The organism is Bordetella sp. H567 (genome assembly GCF_001704295.1).
In the GTDB taxonomy this organism is placed as follows: Bacteria; Pseudomonadota; Gammaproteobacteria; order Burkholderiales; family Burkholderiaceae_B; genus Bordetella_C.
In genome coordinates, this window is record NZ_CP012334.1 from 4,847,199 (window position 1) to 4,864,005 (window position 16,807).

Here is a 16,807-nt window from a genome sequence, read left to right on the forward strand (position 1 = left end):
TGCCCATGCGTGTCGCTTAGGCAAGAGTCCCATTCTATCGTCCAATCGATTGGAAGCTTAGTCTCGGTTTTGACGGCTTCTGGGCCAAGGATCTAGTGGATAGGATTCTGTTCAACACGACAAATCACGTGTTCGGACGCGCGATCTGGTGCGTTTGTGATGATGGAAGGAACGCATGGAGGCGGTGAACGATGAGGTATGCCGCTCTTCCTTGACCAGCCCTAGGAGCAAGCAATGAATCATCTCACTTACGAACAGCTGAACGCAGACAACACCGCAGTTATCCTCGTCGACCACCAGGTCGGCCTGTTGACAGGCGTTCGAGACATTTCGACCGGTGAGCTCAAGCACAACGTCGTTGCCCTGGCCAAAGCGGCCAAGGCCTTGGGACTGCCGATCGTTGTGGCGTCCACGGCGGCAAAGAGCATGTGGGGCCCGACGTTTCCCGAGCTGCTCGAGGCGCTGCCGGGCGTCGAGGTCCTCGACCGCTCGTCGGTGAACGCCTACGACGACAAGCGCGTCGCCGCGGCCATCGAGGGTACGAAGCGCAAGAACTTGATCTTCGCTGGTGTGTCACTTGAAGTCTGCGCGGGATTCCCGGCGGTTACCGCCGTATCGCGCGGCTACAACGCCTATGTCGCGGTCGATGCGTCAGGCACCTTCAGCGATACCAAGCGTGAAGTAGCGTTGTATCGCTTGACACAGGCTGGGGTGGTCGTTTCGGATTATGCGACCTTGATGGTTGAAATCCTCGGCGACAACAGCAGCCCGAAGGCCGGCGCCGTCTACCAGGCGCTCGACATGCCGTGGGCCGTTCTGGTCGGCCAAGTCGCTGCCGCGTATGGCAAATAATGTTCGAGGAGAAACCATGAAAACGCTACATAAGTACACGATCTCGGCGTTAGGCATGCTACTGGCAGGGCTGACCACACTGCCGGCAGCGGCACAACAGGAAACGCCGTACGCCAAGATCAACGCCGCAGCGGAGAGAGATCCCATCACCGTCAAGCAACTAAGGGGTGGCGTGAGCGCCCTGTATGGTTCGGGCGGCAATATCGGAGCCTTGGTCGGGAAAGACGGCATCTTCATGGTGGATGCGGGGATAGCGGTTTCTGAGCAGAAGTTGCTGGGTGCCATCCATGGCCTGAAGTCCGGCAAAATCAATTACGTGGTCAATACACACTGGCACTGGGATCACACGGACGGGAACGAGTGGCTTCACAAGAACGGCGCCACAATCATCGCTAGCCCGGAAACTGCCAATCACCTTGGCCAGACCATACGCGTAGAGGAATGGGGACATACGTTCACACCCGTCCCCAAGGGCGCGAGGCCTACCATGCTCGTTTCCGCTGAAAAGAACATAAAGTTCGACGGGGATACGGCCCAGATCCGGCCCTACATGCATTCGCATACCGACGGCGATCTTTCGGTCTATTTCAAAAAGGCGGACGTGCTCTTTACCGGGGATACCTGGTGGAATGGCTTGTATCCCTTTATCGACTATGCCGAGGGCGGAGACATCGACGGGATGATCAATGCCGCGAATGAAAACATCGAAATGACAACGGAGAAAACGATCGTCGTTGCGGGGCACGGACCGGACGGTACACGCGCCGACCTTGTCGCCTATCGCGACATGCTCGTAGCGATTCGAGACCGAGTCGCATCGCTAAAAAAGCAGGGAATGACGGTGGACCAAGTGATCGCCGCGAAGCCTTCCGAGCAGTTCGATGCCAAGTGGGGCAACAACGTCATCAATCCGGCCTTGTTTGTACGGCTGGTGTATCGAGGCGTCTAGGGATTGGGAAAAAAGGCCCGCTCCTGGTTGAAGCGGGCCATTCATTCCGAGACGCCGCCAAGACGTGAATCCGAAGAATAGGATCATGACACGACGCGATTTCCGCGCATATCAACATAGGAACCTTCCCAAATGAATAATGCCTTCCTTGAAGCCCTGAAGCGCCGCCGCACGCAATACGCGTTGGGGAGAAATCTTCCGACGCCCCCCGAAACCGTTACGGCCCTTGTCCGGGAAGCGATCAAGCACGCGCCTTCGTCCTTCAACTCGCAGAGCTCGCGCGCCGTCATCCTGTTCGGCGAACAGAGCGTAAAGTTGTGGGACATCGCCAAGGATGCCTTGCGCAAGTTGGTCCCGGCCGACGTCTTCGTGAACACGGAAAAGAAACTCAACAGCTTCGCTGCGGGTGCCGGCACCGTGCTGTTCTTCGAAGACCAGGCCGTTGTCAAGGCGATGCAAGAGCGGTTCGCCCTGTACGCCGACAATTTCCCCGTGTGGTCGGAACAGTCCGGCGGAATGGCCCAGCTATCGGTCTGGTCGACCCTGGCCAACGCCGGCATCGGTGCCAGCCTGCAGCACTACAACCCGATCATCGATGAAGCTGTCGCCGCACAATGGGGCCTGCCCGCTAGTTGGAAGTTGCGCGCACAAATGCCTTTCGGGTCCAACGAAGGCGCCTTCCCCGATAAGGCCTTCATGGACGACGAGGAACGCGTCCGCGTCTTTCGCTGATAGCTCGCATGGCCCCCGGTGCCCAGCAACGTACGCCGGGCACGGTGAGGAAAGTCGACGCCCAATGGGCGACGACGTGTGGGAGAAGCGCACTCAGTTTGGAAATTCGCGAGACGTATGCGCCGCGTCAATGTGTTCCTTCACGGATGACCTTTGGATGGCTTGTGGTGGCTGACCAAACGAACGGATGAAGGACAGGCGCATCCGCTCGCGATCGCCGAACCCCGCTTCTCTCGCAACCACTTCAACTGGATGATTGGTGGTTTCCAGCATGACGCGAGCGGCCTCCACGCGAAGACGCTCGATCGCCTTCGCCGGCGATTGACCTGTCTCGTCGCGAAATACTCGGCTGAACTGACGCGCGCTCATATTCGCGACATTCGCCAATGCCTCAACGGTTAAATCGGCCCGCAAGTTCTCCCGCGCATAGGTCAGAGCCTTTTGGATGCGGTCGGACTTGGCATTCATTTCAACGAGAGCGGAAAACTGCGACTGCCCACCGCCTCGGCGGTGATAGAGCACCAGCTTCCTTGCGATCAGCTTTGTAATCTCCGGCCCGAGGTCTTTTTCGACAAGGGCTAGAGCAAGGTCGATCCCGGCGCTCATTCCGGCAGAGGTCCAGATATGGCCGTCGTTGGTGAAAATTCGATCTTCCTCAACCTCTGTCGTGGGGTAGGCCCGCTTCATTCTGTCGGCGTAATGCCAGTGGGTCGTCGCGGCCCTGCCATCCAGCAATCCCGCCTCTGCCAGGACGAAAGCGCCCGTACATGTGGATGCGATGCGCCTGACCCTGCCGGACGCCTCGCGTAGATAACTTAGCAAGGTCTGTGTCGGCGGCGCTATATCGTTGTCCCCGATAACGACAAGGGTGTCGAAGGGCCGCGTTCCGAGCGCGCAAGTGTCGACGATGAAACCCAACGACGATCGCACAAGGCCACCTGTTTCCGAGGTCAAGACAACCTCGTAAGTCGGGCCGTCGCCATGGAGGTTGGCGTACTCAAACACCGAACCTATCGCCAGGCCGAGCGCCTGAAAGCCGGGATAGACCACGAGCCCGATGGTCAGCATTTGCCCTCCCCGCGACGTGGAAAAACGCCATGATCCCCGTTCCGGGCATTTTCATCAATGGCGTAATTATTGGCATATCCGACATTGCAGCCATGCCATCGAGGTCGGTACGCGTTGCTCCTTACAGAAATTTCAATGGAAAGAATGTGGCGACGGAAATCAAAGCTGGTCTGGCTGTTGTAACGGGAGCGTCTTCGGGTATCGGCGCGCTCTATGCCGAGGGCCTTGCCGCGCGAGGACATGATTTGCTGCTGGTCGCGCGCCGCGTCGACCGTCTGGAGCAACAGGCCGAGCGCATCCGCAAGGCTTCCGGCCGCAATGTCGAGACCTTGGCGCTCGACCTTGCACAACCGGCCGACCTCATGGTGCTGGAAGATCGCATCAGCAGCGATGAGGGGGTCGCCGTCCTGGTGAACAACGCCGGTGTCGGCGGGCTTGGTTTGCTGGCGCAGTCAGCGCCGAAGGACATAGGAAGCCTGCTCGCGCTCAACATCGTCGCGCTGACCCGCCTGACCCGGGCTGTACTGCCGGGGATGCTCAGCCGGGCAAATGGGGCGATCGTGAACGTCGCTTCCATTCAGGCTTGGTTGCCCAGGCCCAACAACGCGGCCTATGGCGGCAGCAAGGTCTACGTCCTGCAATTCACGGAAAGCCTGCAACAGGAAGTCGAAGGCCGCGGCGTCTTCGTCCAAGCGCTCGTGCCAGGAGCGACGGCCACGGATTTCCGGTCGGCCACGGGGATCGACATCAAGACTCTACCGGTACACGTCGTCATGAGCGGCGAGGATTTCGTCAGGGCAGCGCTGACGGGCCTCGACAAGCGGGAACCCATCTGCATTCCGAGCCTGCCGGACGTAACCTCTTGGGAGACGTTCACGGCCGCCCGGCGCAACCTCGGGCAAGCCTGCCTGACGAACAGCCCCGCTGCCCGCTACTCGGCGTGATCTGAATCCCCATATTTATGCCGACCGCCTCTGCCGGGTCGAACGGCCGGCTAACGTGAAATTCCCCGTTAGGTGGACCGAACTCGAACTGACCCGAACCCTGAATTAGTCCATAAGAGCATGCGCTCTCTTTGCGCCAGTGCGCATATTGGGGCAGTAGCCCATCTTTCCGAATCGTCCCACCGCATGTATCGGCGGAAGGCCAACTTGATCGGCATGTGCGTCCTGTCGCTGGCGTTCATGCCGGGCCGGGGCTAGCGCCACTTCTTGTGCAGTGCTCGAACCGCGCCCGTGAGCTTAATAATCAGCAGGAACGGCCGGGAGCGGCCAAATGCTCCAGGGCCGCCTCAAGCGCGGCACCGGGACTATCAAGCGGACGAGGATGCGCCCCATCGGCAAGGTCGGCAGCCGGCGCCATCCATGGATGGGCAAACGCAACGACGTCTGCGCCTTGTCGATACGCGATCTTGGCGGCCCGAGCCGTTTCCTGCAAACAAGCAGGAACATTACCCTGCCTGAAAAACTCCCAGGCTGCCGGAAGATGATGCACCGCCACCGCAGCGCCGGACCGAGCGGCATAGGTCTCGTAAAGCCGCCGGTTGCCTTCTATCGCGGATTGCGCGGCGCATAAGACGGCGACCGAGCCTCCAGTGCGCGTGGCGACATCGGCAAGCGCCGTATCCGCCCGGACGACGGGTGCACGGAACGCATCGGCACCGTCGAGAGCGGCGCCCAGCGTGACGCACGTGACGACGACCGCGTCGGCATCGCTGGCCAGGCAGGCGCGCTGTATCGGCCGGGCTGCACGTGGATGCAATCGTGTTGTAGAGCGTGTTCGTCGCCGTAGCGTGCGGCACCGCCGCGGCGGGCGCGTCCAGCGCCGTGAGAATAGGAGGCACATAGATGCCGCCGGCAAAGCAGAGGGGGAGCATGGCGACGTGTGTGCCGCGGAAGATCGGCACGCGTCGTATGTCACGTCTGCTTCAGTTGCGCCAAGAGTCGGTCCGGATCGAGGTGAAAGTCCGAAAAGACTATTTGTCCTTCCGCATCAATAATGGTGAACCAGGGCGTACCGCCGGTTTGGTAGTCCGTCATGAAGCTCGGCAACCTTTGTCCTACCTCGGGAACATCGTGACCGAACAAGATGGGAAGGTCGTACTTTATTTGGTTGGAGCGCAGCTTATCGAACGTGTTCTCAAGCTCGCCCTCAAAGACCGTCTGGATAACCGCAAAACCCACCCCTCTGGGAGCCAGGGCGACGCGAAGACTTTGCAGCGTCGGAAAGCCGTGCTCATGGCATCCGCGACACCAGTCCTGAAACGCGAAGAGGACCTTCACGCCTGTACCCAGATCCGCCAGTTTCACTGGCGTCTGCAAGATTTCGCCGTCGGCACCGATCCATCGCTGTACCCGGAGCTCCGGCGCACGTTGTTCGGTTGCTGTCACATTAACCTCCTTGCCTTTGTTAGGCCTACCGATGTCAAGAGCGGACACCGTCAGGCATTGACCACGACTCCAAACGAGGCGGGGTCTTTTGGCACCACACAGCCTGCGCACGGAGAGTAACGGGCACAGCAGTTTTGCCGGGGCGATAAACAATTGTAATGATTAGAGGGGGGCTATTTCGAATGTGCATACCCCATGGTTTCGATAGCAGGGACGATATGCTGTTTCGATTCATTCTGAGCCGCAATCCGGGTCAAATTCGATCGCGAAACGCGGACGCGGTGTCAGAAAGTACAAAGCCTATGCCGCGGGGACATTGGGAAAAATATCAAGATTGATCCATACTACAGTTTGCCCATCATGACCGCCAGAGCACGACGTCGACCCCTCTGGTGATCAGTTCCCTCAATATCGCATTCTTCCGCAGGTCGTCATAGTCGTTCGTGGCGAGAACGTTACAACGCGGACCGAGCAGAGAGTTCAAACACGCAGTCGACAGCAGGCAAAGGAGCAGCCATGGTCACCAGGGGATTTACCGGCCGAAATTCGCCAGGACATCAATCCGATCGGGTCCCGCCGGGCCAACACGTCGTCGAACACTTCCCGGTCCTGACCGCTGGGGCAACTCCACGGGTCGAGACAAGCGATTGGAAGTTCACGCTTAAAATCGGCCCGAAGCCCGTCAAGGTCTGGAACTGGCGCGAGTTCAACGCGCTTCCGAAGACCAAGGTGACGCGAGACATTCACTGTGTCACGGCATGGTCAAAACTGGATACTCGATGGGAAGGTGTGATCATTGATGACATACTTGCCGACGCCGGTCTGGAGCGGCCCACCGGCTTCGTGCTCGCGCATTGTTACGACGACTATTCTACGAATGTTCCCTTGGCGGATCTTGCCGGCCGGAAGGCGATGGTCGCGTTGAGCTACGACGGGCAGCCGCTTGCGCGCGACCACGGTGGGCCGGCACGGCTACTCGTCCCGCACCTGTATTTCTGGAAGTCCGCCAAGTGGGTAAACACGCTCCAGTTCACCGATCGAGACGAGCCCGGCTTCTGGGAGTCGCACGGATATCACACATACGGCGACCCATGGCGAGAGCAGCGATACGCCAATGATTGATACCGGCGCACGATCCGCATCGTGGCAGACAGCGACAATAGACAAAATCGTTGAGCAAACGCCGAACGTCAAAAGCTATTTCATACGGCTGGCCAGACCATTCGTTCACATCGCGGGTCAACATGTCGATGTGCGACTGACAGCCCCAGACGGTTACGTCGCGATGCGCAGTTATTCGATAGCTTCATCACCTAGTGTTTCGGACGTTCTTGAACTGACCATCGAACGCCTTCCGGATGGGGAAGTTTCTCCGTTCTTCCATGACATCGCGGCGGTCGGCGACGAGATCGAACTGCGTGGCCCATTGGGTGGCCACTTCTTATGGCCCAACGTCGCAACTGCACCGGTGCTGTTGATTGGGGCGGGTTCCGGGGTCGTGCCGCTGATGGCGATGATTCGACAACGCCGCGCCCAAGCGCAGACCGTACCAACTGCGCTGCTCTTGTCAACTCGGACACTGCCCGACATGCTGTTCTCCGAGGAACTGTTCATGCAAGAAGAAGTGGACCCGGCGTTCCAGTTGGCTCTGGCGATAACGCGAGATGCCCCGGCGCGCACTTCCGACTTTTCGCGACGCATCGACAGCGCAATGGTCGCTGCCGTAGTTGCCCGGCTTCCCGACCGGCCCGCGCACGTATTTATCTGTGGCTCAAATGACTTCGTCAATACCGCGGCCGATGGCGCGCTGTCGGCAGGCTTGGACGCGGCGACAATCAAGACCGAACGATATGGCGGCTAGTTCCACTGTCTACGGCGACCGCCCAACGATGACCAGAGCCTCCGCCACACTCCTTATCATGCGCCTGTGACTTGTGTCATCAATAAGTCGGTCGTGATTGATGACGCGCATGACTGCTTCAGTGCAAAAAGAGACGAAGCGGCACACCATCGCCGAACGGCAGAGAAGGATCGGGAGCGGACGGAGCCGAACCAAGCTTAGACGGTCCCTACCGACGCGGTCGGGGTTCGAACGTTCCACGTTCCTGACCAAAGCTCCATCCATCGTGAACTTCGACAACGAGGGCATGAGGGTGCTTTCAGGCTAGCGCTTCATGCAATAGCGCGCCCTGACAGTGCGAGACCGATACACATAAACGCTCCATAGCGCGGCGAATAGGAACGAACGGAGAATTGCGTACGGCCCGCTGCTGCCCCAGACCTTGGCGAACGGCAAGTCCAGCGCGACGGAAGTCGCGGCCAGTACGGCCACCCCCATCACAGGACCGCCGATCCATAGCGCGGAATAGATGGTCTTGACTGTGGAGGGGCGCCGGCGCGCGAATAGCAAAACGCCCGCGATCAAGCTGAGCACGCAAGAGGCCGCGATGGCCACGGCGGTGAACCACTTGAACACAACCATGGACGGCCGCAGCTCCGCAATGGCATGAACAAGTCGTACGCCCTCACTGCCTTGAAATACGAGTTGCAGCAATAGCTTGTATGCCTAGCAACATCAGCCAGGCTTTCAAGGCGCCTAGGTCCGTTCGCTCCTCTGTCGCGCCTATCGTGGGCTCCGCCATCCCAACATCTCCTTTATCCAAGGTCACATAGGATGTTTACGCGCGTTATGCGGCCTTCTTAAGGCTCAATGGCATAGGTTGTACGACGAACACAAAGCCATATGACGTTGTCTACTGGCACATTACGGAATGGACCTTCAGGAGCGAAATAGGGCCCGAGCCCGCGCCAATGCTGGTATATCGGAAATTTCCGAATTCCAAACTGGATGACCGAAATTCCAGGTTAGGTGAACTTTGACAGCCGGAACCGGCCGCAGCGGGCGCGATAAGGAGCACCGGAGATAGTCAGGCACTTTCCAGCGGCCTCGATCGTTTCTTCCACATGAATAGCGATGCCGCGCAGATCGCCATGCTCAGCGCCAGCGACGCGGCGGACCACGGCCGCAAGGCAAAGCTGGAAAAATCCCCGCGCGACAACAGCAGCGATCGGCGAAAGTTTTCTTCCACGAGGGGGCCGTATACCAAACCGAAAAACCATGCGGCGCTTACGCAATTGAGCCTATTCCACAGATAACCGGCGGCACCGAATGCGGCTGTGGCACAAATGAAGAACGTATCGGAATTCAGCCGCCAGTAGATGCCGATCGCGGCAACCACCACGGCGCTCAAGAACACCGTGCGATAACGCGAGCGCGGCAGTTTGGCCCACAGGCCGATTCCCAGCGCGCCCAGCGCCACGCTGGCCGGAGGGATACCGTATTGCAAGGCTTCAATGCCGAAGGCGAAGCGCACCACACCGGAATTGACGTCGGTGCCCACCAGACCGAACAATAGGCCCAGAACGACCATCGCTATCGCCTTGAGCAACGAGCCGCAAGCCAACGCCGCTGCACACGTCAGGTAAAGCACCAGCCACGAAAGGAATTCCGGAGGTCCTAATTGGAAAGTAAAGGAAGAGACAAGGCTGCGATCGAACAGAGTTTGAAACGCCTTGCTTAGCGCCCACGGCGCAAGCGCCAAGATCAAGAGACTCCAGTTGAACGCTGGGATGCGTCTCTCATGAACATTCTCGAAGAACGACCTGACCAGGATGGCCGCCCCCAGCAGGACCAACATGATACCTAGCCAGAACGGAAGGTAACCGGGCCCCATCCGGCCGGCGGTTCCCAGCGAGTAGCTGAAAGCTTTCCAGGCGAATCCCGCGCCGAAAGCGGCGAACATCAACCCGGCCGCGCAATCCTGATTACGGTAAGGACGCATGGCTAGATCTCCTCGAATCCAACACTACTTTCTCCCTCATTGAATATGACCGGAAGTTGGGGGTAACCCCCCGGGGATTACCCTCAGGTTAGCCTTCCAACCTTTAGTTGGGGACAGTCAACGTTCTGCGAGGGCTAAGCCCCTAACGCGACTGCGCTTCATCCACTGTATTGCCTTACCTGGACCTCTCAGCCGCTAGAACACCGCAAGGAAAGGCGGCACCTCTTTAGCAATCCCCCGGGGCCGCGCACATCACGAAATGGACCCTCGGGAGCGAAATAGGGCCAGAGCCACCGCTAATGTCATATTTCGGAAATTCCCGAATGCCAAAACTGGATGACCCAAATTCCAAGTTAGGTGAACTTCGACATGAACTGTCGAAGTTCGCCCAGGTTGGGACTCGCCCTACTCATAAATCAATGACTTAGCGAAAATGCGTCATCCAATTCAGAATCGGCGCGTCATTCAAGTTGGAAGTTTGCGAGAAAAAGTTCATTGAACGCGGAATTTTGCGATCCGCATACACGTGGCGCGCAGTCGGAGCGGAGTGCCCTAGAATCCAAACCGCTCTCGTACCACCACTTCAACGTCCTTCCCTTCGGACAGGCTATCTCGGGCAATAGATATGCAATGCCCCCACGATCGTCTTTGTAAATTCGAGCAATGCCTCGCAGAGTTCTGCGGAAGCAATCCGCAAGCAAGGGCTATAGTCGCGAGATTATCCGGTGTCAGCATTTTTTTACACGCATAGAATCTCCCTATAAACATTGAAAATTCCAATTTACGCAGAAATCATGAGGGCTTCGGGTTGACCCTCTTACCGTAACTGCGAGACCATCGAATCAAGCTTACGCCAAACTCGAACGACGCCCCGACATAGCCATTCAAACTGCGTATTGCGCGGTAGATACCTGGCCCAATCATACCTTTTAGGAAACAGCACAGACGGGTGGAACTGGATCCTTTGACGGCCGTCGCTAGCCCGCACGACGGCCGCACTTGTTCGAGTATGACAAGTTATAGAGATCAACAGTCTTGAAAGTAGTCGCTTCGCAATTACGAAATGCCAGCGCGCCTGGTACTTGGCAGTGCATCGATGTGTGGCCGCCCGTCCGTTCGCTCACCGTCGATTATTCCATTATGGCGCGAGCAGAATTGCACCAGGTCATTACAACGCAATTTTCGGTATCGGGTGAGAAACGCACCGTTGCAGCAAGAGGCAGAGCTAGACCCGACGCTGCTACGTCTAGGCCGGATTATTCGCAACGGGAAGAAGGTAATGACGATCAGCAAACGCGGTGGAAATACTGATGATGATATCGTTCATAATCCGAAACGCTGAATCTCTGAATCGCTCGTACGTTCTCTCCCTAATCCCTTCTTTTGTCTCGCCGTGTGCGATCCTATTGCGGAGTATCAAGAGTTGCTCAATGGCGTCTTCGAGAGCCACAAATTGGTCGTGTGGCAGGCCAAGGCGATAAAGAATCTTCCTTAGAATTTGAGGATTGAGATTTGATTCCGCATCAACGACCTTCTCTGGAATTACCACCACTTTTTCCATAATTTCGGCCGCATTTTCGAAAAACTCGCGCTCGCGTCCATAACGGTGCAGCTCTTTGTCGTCCGGCATTCCCATTTTTTTAAAGTTTTGCAGCTTGCCGTTCGCATCTCGCAGGTAGTGGAACATCTCGCTCAATGCGGCAGCAGCTACCGCACGGCTGGCGAATTTGCACGTGACGCCCTCGGCATTTATCGCAGTGACGTATAGCGTAAAGGCAAATTTGCACAAGCCCTCAAAGTTTGAGTACAGCAATAAAATCAATGCTCGTCTAAACTTATTCTGACTTTCTTCATTATCGATGACCGAACACTGATTTTGAAAGAAACGAATTTCGTCCAAGCGCCACGCCAATTCCGCCTCGAGTTGTGCTCGGAAGTCGGCGGCGTCCATTAATACACCTTTGACAGAGATGAGGTAACGAAATCAATCCTCCTGCTTAGCTGCCCAGGACTGTTTTTCCCACCACCCGTTGTAAGTTCAATGAAGTCGCTATTGCTCTTAATTTCCATGATTGCATCGTGGATCTTCGCTTTCTCTTCATCAGTTTCGACGTCGATTTTCTCCAGAAGAGGTTGGATGCCTAGCGTGAACGCCTCAAAGTGGTAAATACCGAATCCTCTCACTAGGTTCCCACGGGCAGTTCGGCTAAAAGCGTTTTCTCCCAGCGCTGCATTGAGCACCTTGAAGGTTTGGTCGAATACTCGCTTCTCTTCGTTAAAGTCAAAGTGACGTGACTCCTCTGGGTCAGAGACTTGTTCCATATATTCTGTAAGGAAATCTGCGACGTCATGTTTGAAATTATCCCGGGCGTTTTTTAACGCAAAGAAGCGCAACACCAATTCTTGGTCATATGCCCCGAGCTTGGCCTCATCCGATATTGCTGATATACAGGTCTTATAGTCGTCATTGGTTTGAGCCAATTCAATAATAAAATTATTGAAATCCGGGTTTAACAACCGGATTGTGCAGTTTCGAAGTTGCTGATATGTAAGAGCCTCACCGCCAGTATTCAGGCGTTTAAACATGTGATACTTGAACTTCGGATTGCTGCCTTTGCGCACAACCTCGACACGGACGAATGAACGCTTCAGCTTAATCTGCAGCGCCCCACCCAAATCATTGAAGGTTTTCCCGTTCAGCGCCGCCACGATGTCACAATCCTGAAGTACAAGCATATCTCCCTTTTTTACTGCGGGCTTAAGGTGAGGCGCATCCAGCATCCCGCGAAAATGCAAATAAGAAGAGAGCCGCTGTAGACCGTCAATGAGAAGTTTCTTGCCCTCATCTTCTTCCACGACGTAAATCGGAGGAACGGGCATCTCAAGGAGCAAAGACTCAATAAAGCGAGAGCGGGCTCCTTCCGACCATTGAAAAAGGCGTTGATAGTCAGGGCTTATATCCAGTTCCCTTGTTTCCACCATATCCGCCAACTCGTTGAACGAGATGTCTAAACTCTGGGTGTGGACGTTCTTCAGTTGAATGTCCACCTCACGAATCAAATTCGGAACCGAGATCGACGGTGCAATTTCGTTTACCATAACATACTCCTTATATCGGCCGGAATGAGAGGACGCTTTCGGTCGCCGGTCGGTTGGCGCCGTACTTTCTCGACTCTCTATTAATTCTCGCCATATTTTTTAGTGAAACGAAGTTTTCACGTCTTTCTAAACGCAGGCCGCTCTGAGACGCCATTTCATCTACTATTTTCGGGACGTCATTTAGCACGTCCTTGTAATAGGAGTCTTGAACCACAAGCACGGCCCGGCCTGTCGGGCGCAAAACTCGACTAATTTCGTTGATGGATTTGTTCAAAGAATCAAAATATTGAATATGACTCTTCAAATAGTAGCTTTTGGAGGCCTTCGATTCATGGGCGGCCACCTTATCCAAAAAAGAATTACAAGTGCCTCCCCATGCGGCAATCGGATCTATAACTTTTTTCGGAACGGTAGATGTGCCCGTCAGTGTTCTTCGCAGAAGGTCGTACTGATCCCCCGAACACCCAAGGACAGCTAGCTCTATGGATGTAGCTACCGCGTAGTCAATGCGAGTGCAATACGGGGGTGAGGTAATGATCGCATCCACGCTTCCTGTGGCTAAGTCCATGGATTCGGCATTTCCAATCCGCAGATCGATATGCGGGTGTTCTGAAACTTCCCCATCGCGCCCTTGCAGAATAGAAACAAGTTGTGCGGCCTCTTCTAGGAATATCGACCGAATTTTTTCCGCGCTGGGCATTTTACGCCGATTTGGGGCTGCTGGCTTTTTTATCCAAGTGGGGTTGCTGGGAATGTATTCCAGTAGTAGCCTTCTTGCCGCTCGGAATAAACTGACATAGAAAAAGGCCGCCAACGGCGTGGCCTTCGTCGCAATCCCTTGATAGTCCGAATCAATTGGATCGCCGTCTTCTTTTACCAGCGTCCTGAAAATCTTGTTTGAAATGGCGCGAAAGCTTCGTGCGCTCGATGGTGCAAACCACTGTTCAAGAGGATCGCTCTGCCCACGCAGGTCGTCGTTAGCTTGATAAGCATCGAGCGCGATAGCTTTTCCTAGCGGTTTGAGGCTGTCGATATCGAGGTTGGATACTAAAGACGCCTTCGCAACGACAACCATGGCGGGATTTAGATCAAATCCGGTCGCCCGGATCCCTTGCGTCGCTGCAGCCATAGTGGACGTACCACTTCCGTTCCAGGGATCAAGGAGCAGGGAACCTGGACCCAGCCTCATCGATTGAAGAAGGGAATCTGCAAAGGTGAAAGAATAGCCCGCGTAGTATGGGAAGATTTTTTTATCCTCAGCACCTTTCATATCCAGATGTCGCTTCGGATTCAAAACGTTGAGGCTTTGCGATGCAACGTAGGTAGTGATGCCCATAAGTTTGCAGTCTGTGACGCTAAATAGCGGCAATTGTACACATCCGCAGATCGTCTCAACAAGAGCCTCCTGGTGGGTAAATGGCGGCGGATTAAAGAGGCGCCTATCACACTGCTCCGCGACTCTGGCGGTGGTTGGAGCTTAACGTAATTTGGTACTAAAACTGGCCTATTCAGCGTACGGGCGCGCGTGCGGCCATTACCGACGCGAAGAACTGCCAAGCGGATAATCGCATTGGCCGCAACAACCGTGATTACCCGCATTTCTTCGTGAGGACTGCTCCCGGCCGAAGCGGTAGTAAATTCATAACTTAGACGTTAAAAATGGCGATTGACATTGGATGAGGACGATAACGGGAATGGCGGTTACGCGATTATGCTAGACCACTCCAATGCGTCGCCACTCTCGGCAGTGAAGTCACCGCATTTTGCAGCCCCGCACACTTAGGTTGGGTTATTAGAAGTGATATGTTCGCAGACACTCTAATTAGGCGCCGTCCAAAGTGAAGTTTCGGCACCCTGCGTATAGAAGTGGCATGAGGGTTTACGGGATACAAAAGCTTTGGTGTTTGCGAAAGGCAGCGCAACTGAAGAGCTTTTGTGGTGGGCTTAACCTTCGAGCGTTCCTTATCGGCCGGTATGGCGCAAACGCGCACAAGTTCTGACATTCATGTCGCTAATAAACCCCTTTTGACTTAACACTTCACGATATATCCTGTCTTGCGGCTCTTGGAAAAAACTGTTGTAAATCATGAAGAGGCCGCCGCAGCGATGAATGATGTAACCGCTCTGGCTATTCATCTGCCTTGAACTGCTGCGTTTGCTTTGGCCCGTGTTTAGATGTACTTCTGGTCTCGGATCTGCCTGGGAAAGTCTTCCTAATGTTGGTGCGCCCGGGGGGAGGCGCTATCAAGTCTTCAAAGATCGGTGGCCTCGGCGATCGCTCATGGTCGGTTCAGGGTGCGTGGTTCCGCCACTGGGCAAGCTCAGTTTGAAGGGTTGAGATTCAATTGAAGTCACACCAGGGCACAAGAGCGCAATTCGAACGAAGCTCTGCTCGAGAAGGGTTTCGTACTGAATCTGCTGTTCTTGGAACCACCGGCAACTGACGTAACCGACGCGCCTGTGCGGTGAACGAGTCACCACCTGCCGGCCAGGTTTCTGCAGCATATGTTCGCCTCCGTAAGGCAATAGGGATCCGCAACTTGTCGAGACAAGCCGGGAATTTGCTTGACGGGATTGCACAGCGGAGAGAAACTTGGCGTACCGCTACGGTGGGTTTCGCCCGCTGTACAACGCCGGTCAGCTTTCGAATTGGTCGGCGTTTTCTTTTTTTACATGGTTCTCTCCGTCAGGTTCGGCCTCGCCGCGGACTCGCGCTTTGCGACTTGTCCGCACACATCGCTGCCGCCATCTCGTTCGCGCAATATGGCTTGAACAACTGAGTCAATTACTCGATAGTCCTGCTCCGTGAACCGCGAATCATTCAGAAGAAGGGATTTCGCCAGTGCTAAGGCAGCGGTGTGTCCATTGACTCGCTTGACTTGCCATAAGCCAAGCTGATTCAGAGCGGCTCGAGTGAGTTGCTCTTCTTCGTTAGGGGTGAGCAGAAGCGCGGCGATCAACCGCCTAAGAACAGCCTCCCGAGGAGGGGGCCGGCGCCCTCGTTCTAACAGGGTGATGTAGGAAGGGTCGACGCCAGCAAGCGATGCCAGGCGATTGGCATGCATCTCTCGACGCTTCCGTAAGCGTTCAAGGCAAATGCCGAAACCGTGAGACCTGGTCAAGTTCGCCTCCCAACCGTTGTCGGGCCCAGTCAATTGGGGGGCTAAGCCGCTGACGCGACTGCGCTTCCTTTGACTGTATTGCGTTGCCCCGAACCTCTCATCCGCTAAAACACCGCATAGATAGGCGGCACCGCTCCATCAATCCCACGGGGCCCCGCACATCACGGAATGGACCTTCGGGAGCGAAATAGGGCTGGAGCCCGCGCCAATGCTCGTATATCGGAAATTCCCGAATTCCAAACTGGATGACCGAAATTCCAAGTTGGATGAACTTCGACAGCTGCGCCGACAGAGTTGTAACAACGCCGCCCCTCCCCCTTGAACCCTCCAGAACCGCCCCTATAATTAGCACTCGCCGCCGTGGAGTGCTAACACAACCCGGGCCGGCCCCTTGAGACAACCCCCTATCGTACTGAACAACAGGAGTTCTTCATGGCCCTGCGTCCTCTGAATGATCGCGTGATCATCAAGCGTCTGGACAACGAGCGCAAAACCGCCTCGGGTATCGTCATTCCCGATAGCGCGGCCGAGAAACCCGATCAAGGCGAAGTCGTCGCCGTTGGTCCCGGCAAGCGCACGGAAGACGGCAAGGTCCTGCCGGTTGACCTGAAGGCTGGTGACAAGGTGCTCTTCGGCAAGTATTCCGGCCAGACCGTTAAGGTCGATGGCGAGGAACTGCTCGTCATCCGCGAGGAAGAAATCCTCGCCGTGATCCAGTAATTCCCCATCCCGATACCGAATTCCCGTAAGGAA

At 55.9% G+C, this 16,807-nt stretch carries 16 protein-coding genes and 1 pseudogene; 8 read left to right on the top strand and 9 right to left on the bottom strand.

The genetic code is table 11. The features are described from left to right. Positions 1 to 234: 234 nt before the first annotated feature. The 3 genes from AKI39_RS21730 (at position 235) to AKI39_RS21740 (ending at position 2,533) form a co-directional block, all read left to right on the top strand. Complete coding sequence (locus tag AKI39_RS21730) at positions 235 to 852, top strand: isochorismatase family protein (protein ID WP_066640865.1); 618 nt, start codon at positions 235 to 237, stop codon at positions 850 to 852. A gap of 16 nt (positions 853 to 868) precedes the next feature. Further along, positions 869 to 1,801 carry an MBL fold metallo-hydrolase gene (locus tag AKI39_RS21735; protein ID WP_066640867.1) on the top strand — a complete coding sequence of 311 codons (933 nt, stop codon included), beginning with the start codon at positions 869 to 871 and terminating at the stop codon, positions 1,799 to 1,801. Positions 1,802 to 1,933: 132 nt separating this feature from the next. Continuing rightward, positions 1,934 to 2,533: a nitroreductase family protein gene (locus tag AKI39_RS21740; protein WP_066640869.1), complete on the top strand. Its 600-nt coding sequence runs from the start codon at positions 1,934 to 1,936 to the stop codon at positions 2,531 to 2,533. Positions 2,534 to 2,626: 93 nt separating this feature from the next. On the opposite strand, the gene AKI39_RS21745 is transcribed toward AKI39_RS21740, so the two are convergent. After that, positions 2,627 to 3,601 carry a GlxA family transcriptional regulator gene (locus tag AKI39_RS21745; protein WP_066640870.1) on the bottom strand — a complete coding sequence of 325 codons (975 nt, stop codon included), beginning with the start codon at positions 3,599 to 3,601 and terminating at the stop codon, positions 2,627 to 2,629. Between the two features lie 29 nt (positions 3,602 to 3,630). On the opposite strand from AKI39_RS21745, the gene AKI39_RS21750 reads away from it, so the two are divergent. Both AKI39_RS21750 and AKI39_RS25795 read left to right on the top strand, forming a co-directional pair. Next, a complete protein-coding gene (locus AKI39_RS21750; RefSeq protein ID WP_235610698.1) occupies positions 3,631 to 4,545 on the top strand; it encodes an SDR family NAD(P)-dependent oxidoreductase in 915 nt (304 codons plus the stop codon). A 331-nt stretch (positions 4,546 to 4,876) separates the two neighbouring features. Beyond that, positions 4,877 to 5,176, top strand: a complete 300-nt coding sequence (locus tag AKI39_RS25795; protein ID WP_066640871.1) for a hypothetical protein — start codon at positions 4,877 to 4,879, stop codon at positions 5,174 to 5,176. A gap of 341 nt (positions 5,177 to 5,517) precedes the next feature. On the opposite strand, the gene AKI39_RS21760 is transcribed toward AKI39_RS25795, so the two are convergent. Then, positions 5,518 to 5,991: a TlpA family protein disulfide reductase gene (locus AKI39_RS21760; RefSeq protein ID WP_066640875.1), complete on the bottom strand. Its 474-nt coding sequence runs from the start codon at positions 5,989 to 5,991 to the stop codon at positions 5,518 to 5,520. Positions 5,992 to 6,507: 516 nt separating this feature from the next. Between AKI39_RS21760 and AKI39_RS21765 the strand changes: the two genes are divergently transcribed. Continuing rightward, positions 6,508 to 7,113 (top strand): sulfite oxidase-like oxidoreductase, encoded by a 606-nt coding sequence (locus AKI39_RS21765; protein ID WP_066640877.1) that lies wholly within the window; start codon positions 6,508 to 6,510, stop codon positions 7,111 to 7,113. Next, positions 7,106 to 7,852 carry a ferredoxin reductase gene (locus tag AKI39_RS21770; protein ID WP_066640878.1) on the top strand — a complete coding sequence of 249 codons (747 nt, stop codon included), beginning with the start codon at positions 7,106 to 7,108 and terminating at the stop codon, positions 7,850 to 7,852. The genes AKI39_RS21765 and AKI39_RS21770 overlap by 8 nt, the downstream gene beginning before the upstream one ends. Before the next feature lie 303 nt (positions 7,853 to 8,155). Here the strand turns inward: AKI39_RS21770 and AKI39_RS21780 are convergent, their stop codons facing one another. The 7 genes and pseudogenes from AKI39_RS21780 to AKI39_RS26295 form a co-directional block, all read right to left on the bottom strand. Next, the gene (locus tag AKI39_RS21780; protein WP_066640881.1) at positions 8,156 to 8,473 is read right to left on the bottom strand and encodes a hypothetical protein; all 318 of its coding nucleotides are present in this window, start codon (positions 8,471 to 8,473) and stop codon (positions 8,156 to 8,158) included. Between the two features lie 445 nt (positions 8,474 to 8,918). After that, entirely contained in the window at positions 8,919 to 9,482 is a 564-nt protein-coding gene (locus AKI39_RS26285) for a tripartite tricarboxylate transporter permease (RefSeq protein WP_443103668.1), read from the bottom strand. Positions 9,483 to 9,658: 176 nt separating this feature from the next. Then, positions 9,659 to 9,833 (bottom strand): annotated as a pseudogene (locus AKI39_RS26290) (tripartite tricarboxylate transporter TctB family protein); the annotation flags it as partial. A gap of 1,246 nt (positions 9,834 to 11,079) precedes the next feature. Beyond that, complete coding sequence (locus AKI39_RS21790; RefSeq protein ID WP_066640885.1) at positions 11,080 to 11,784, bottom strand: MAE_28990/MAE_18760 family HEPN-like nuclease; 705 nt, start codon at positions 11,782 to 11,784, stop codon at positions 11,080 to 11,082. Further along, the gene (locus AKI39_RS21795; RefSeq protein ID WP_066640886.1) at positions 11,784 to 12,932 is read right to left on the bottom strand and encodes a DUF262 domain-containing protein; all 1,149 of its coding nucleotides are present in this window, start codon (positions 12,930 to 12,932) and stop codon (positions 11,784 to 11,786) included. Before AKI39_RS21795 ends, AKI39_RS21790 begins: the two co-directional genes overlap by 1 nt. 10 nt (positions 12,933 to 12,942) lie before the next feature. Next, a complete protein-coding gene (locus AKI39_RS25635; RefSeq protein WP_145925347.1) occupies positions 12,943 to 14,268 on the bottom strand; it encodes a DNA methylase in 1,326 nt (441 codons plus the stop codon). Positions 14,269 to 15,601: 1,333 nt separating this feature from the next. Beyond that, positions 15,602 to 15,997 (bottom strand): helix-turn-helix domain-containing protein, encoded by a 396-nt coding sequence (locus tag AKI39_RS26295; protein WP_083228986.1) that lies wholly within the window; start codon positions 15,995 to 15,997, stop codon positions 15,602 to 15,604. Between the two features lie 489 nt (positions 15,998 to 16,486). Between AKI39_RS26295 and groES the strand changes: the two genes are divergently transcribed. Then, a complete protein-coding gene (gene groES / locus AKI39_RS21800) occupies positions 16,487 to 16,774 on the top strand; it encodes a co-chaperone GroES (RefSeq protein WP_066640887.1) in 288 nt (95 codons plus the stop codon). Positions 16,775 to 16,807: the final 33 nt, after the last annotated feature.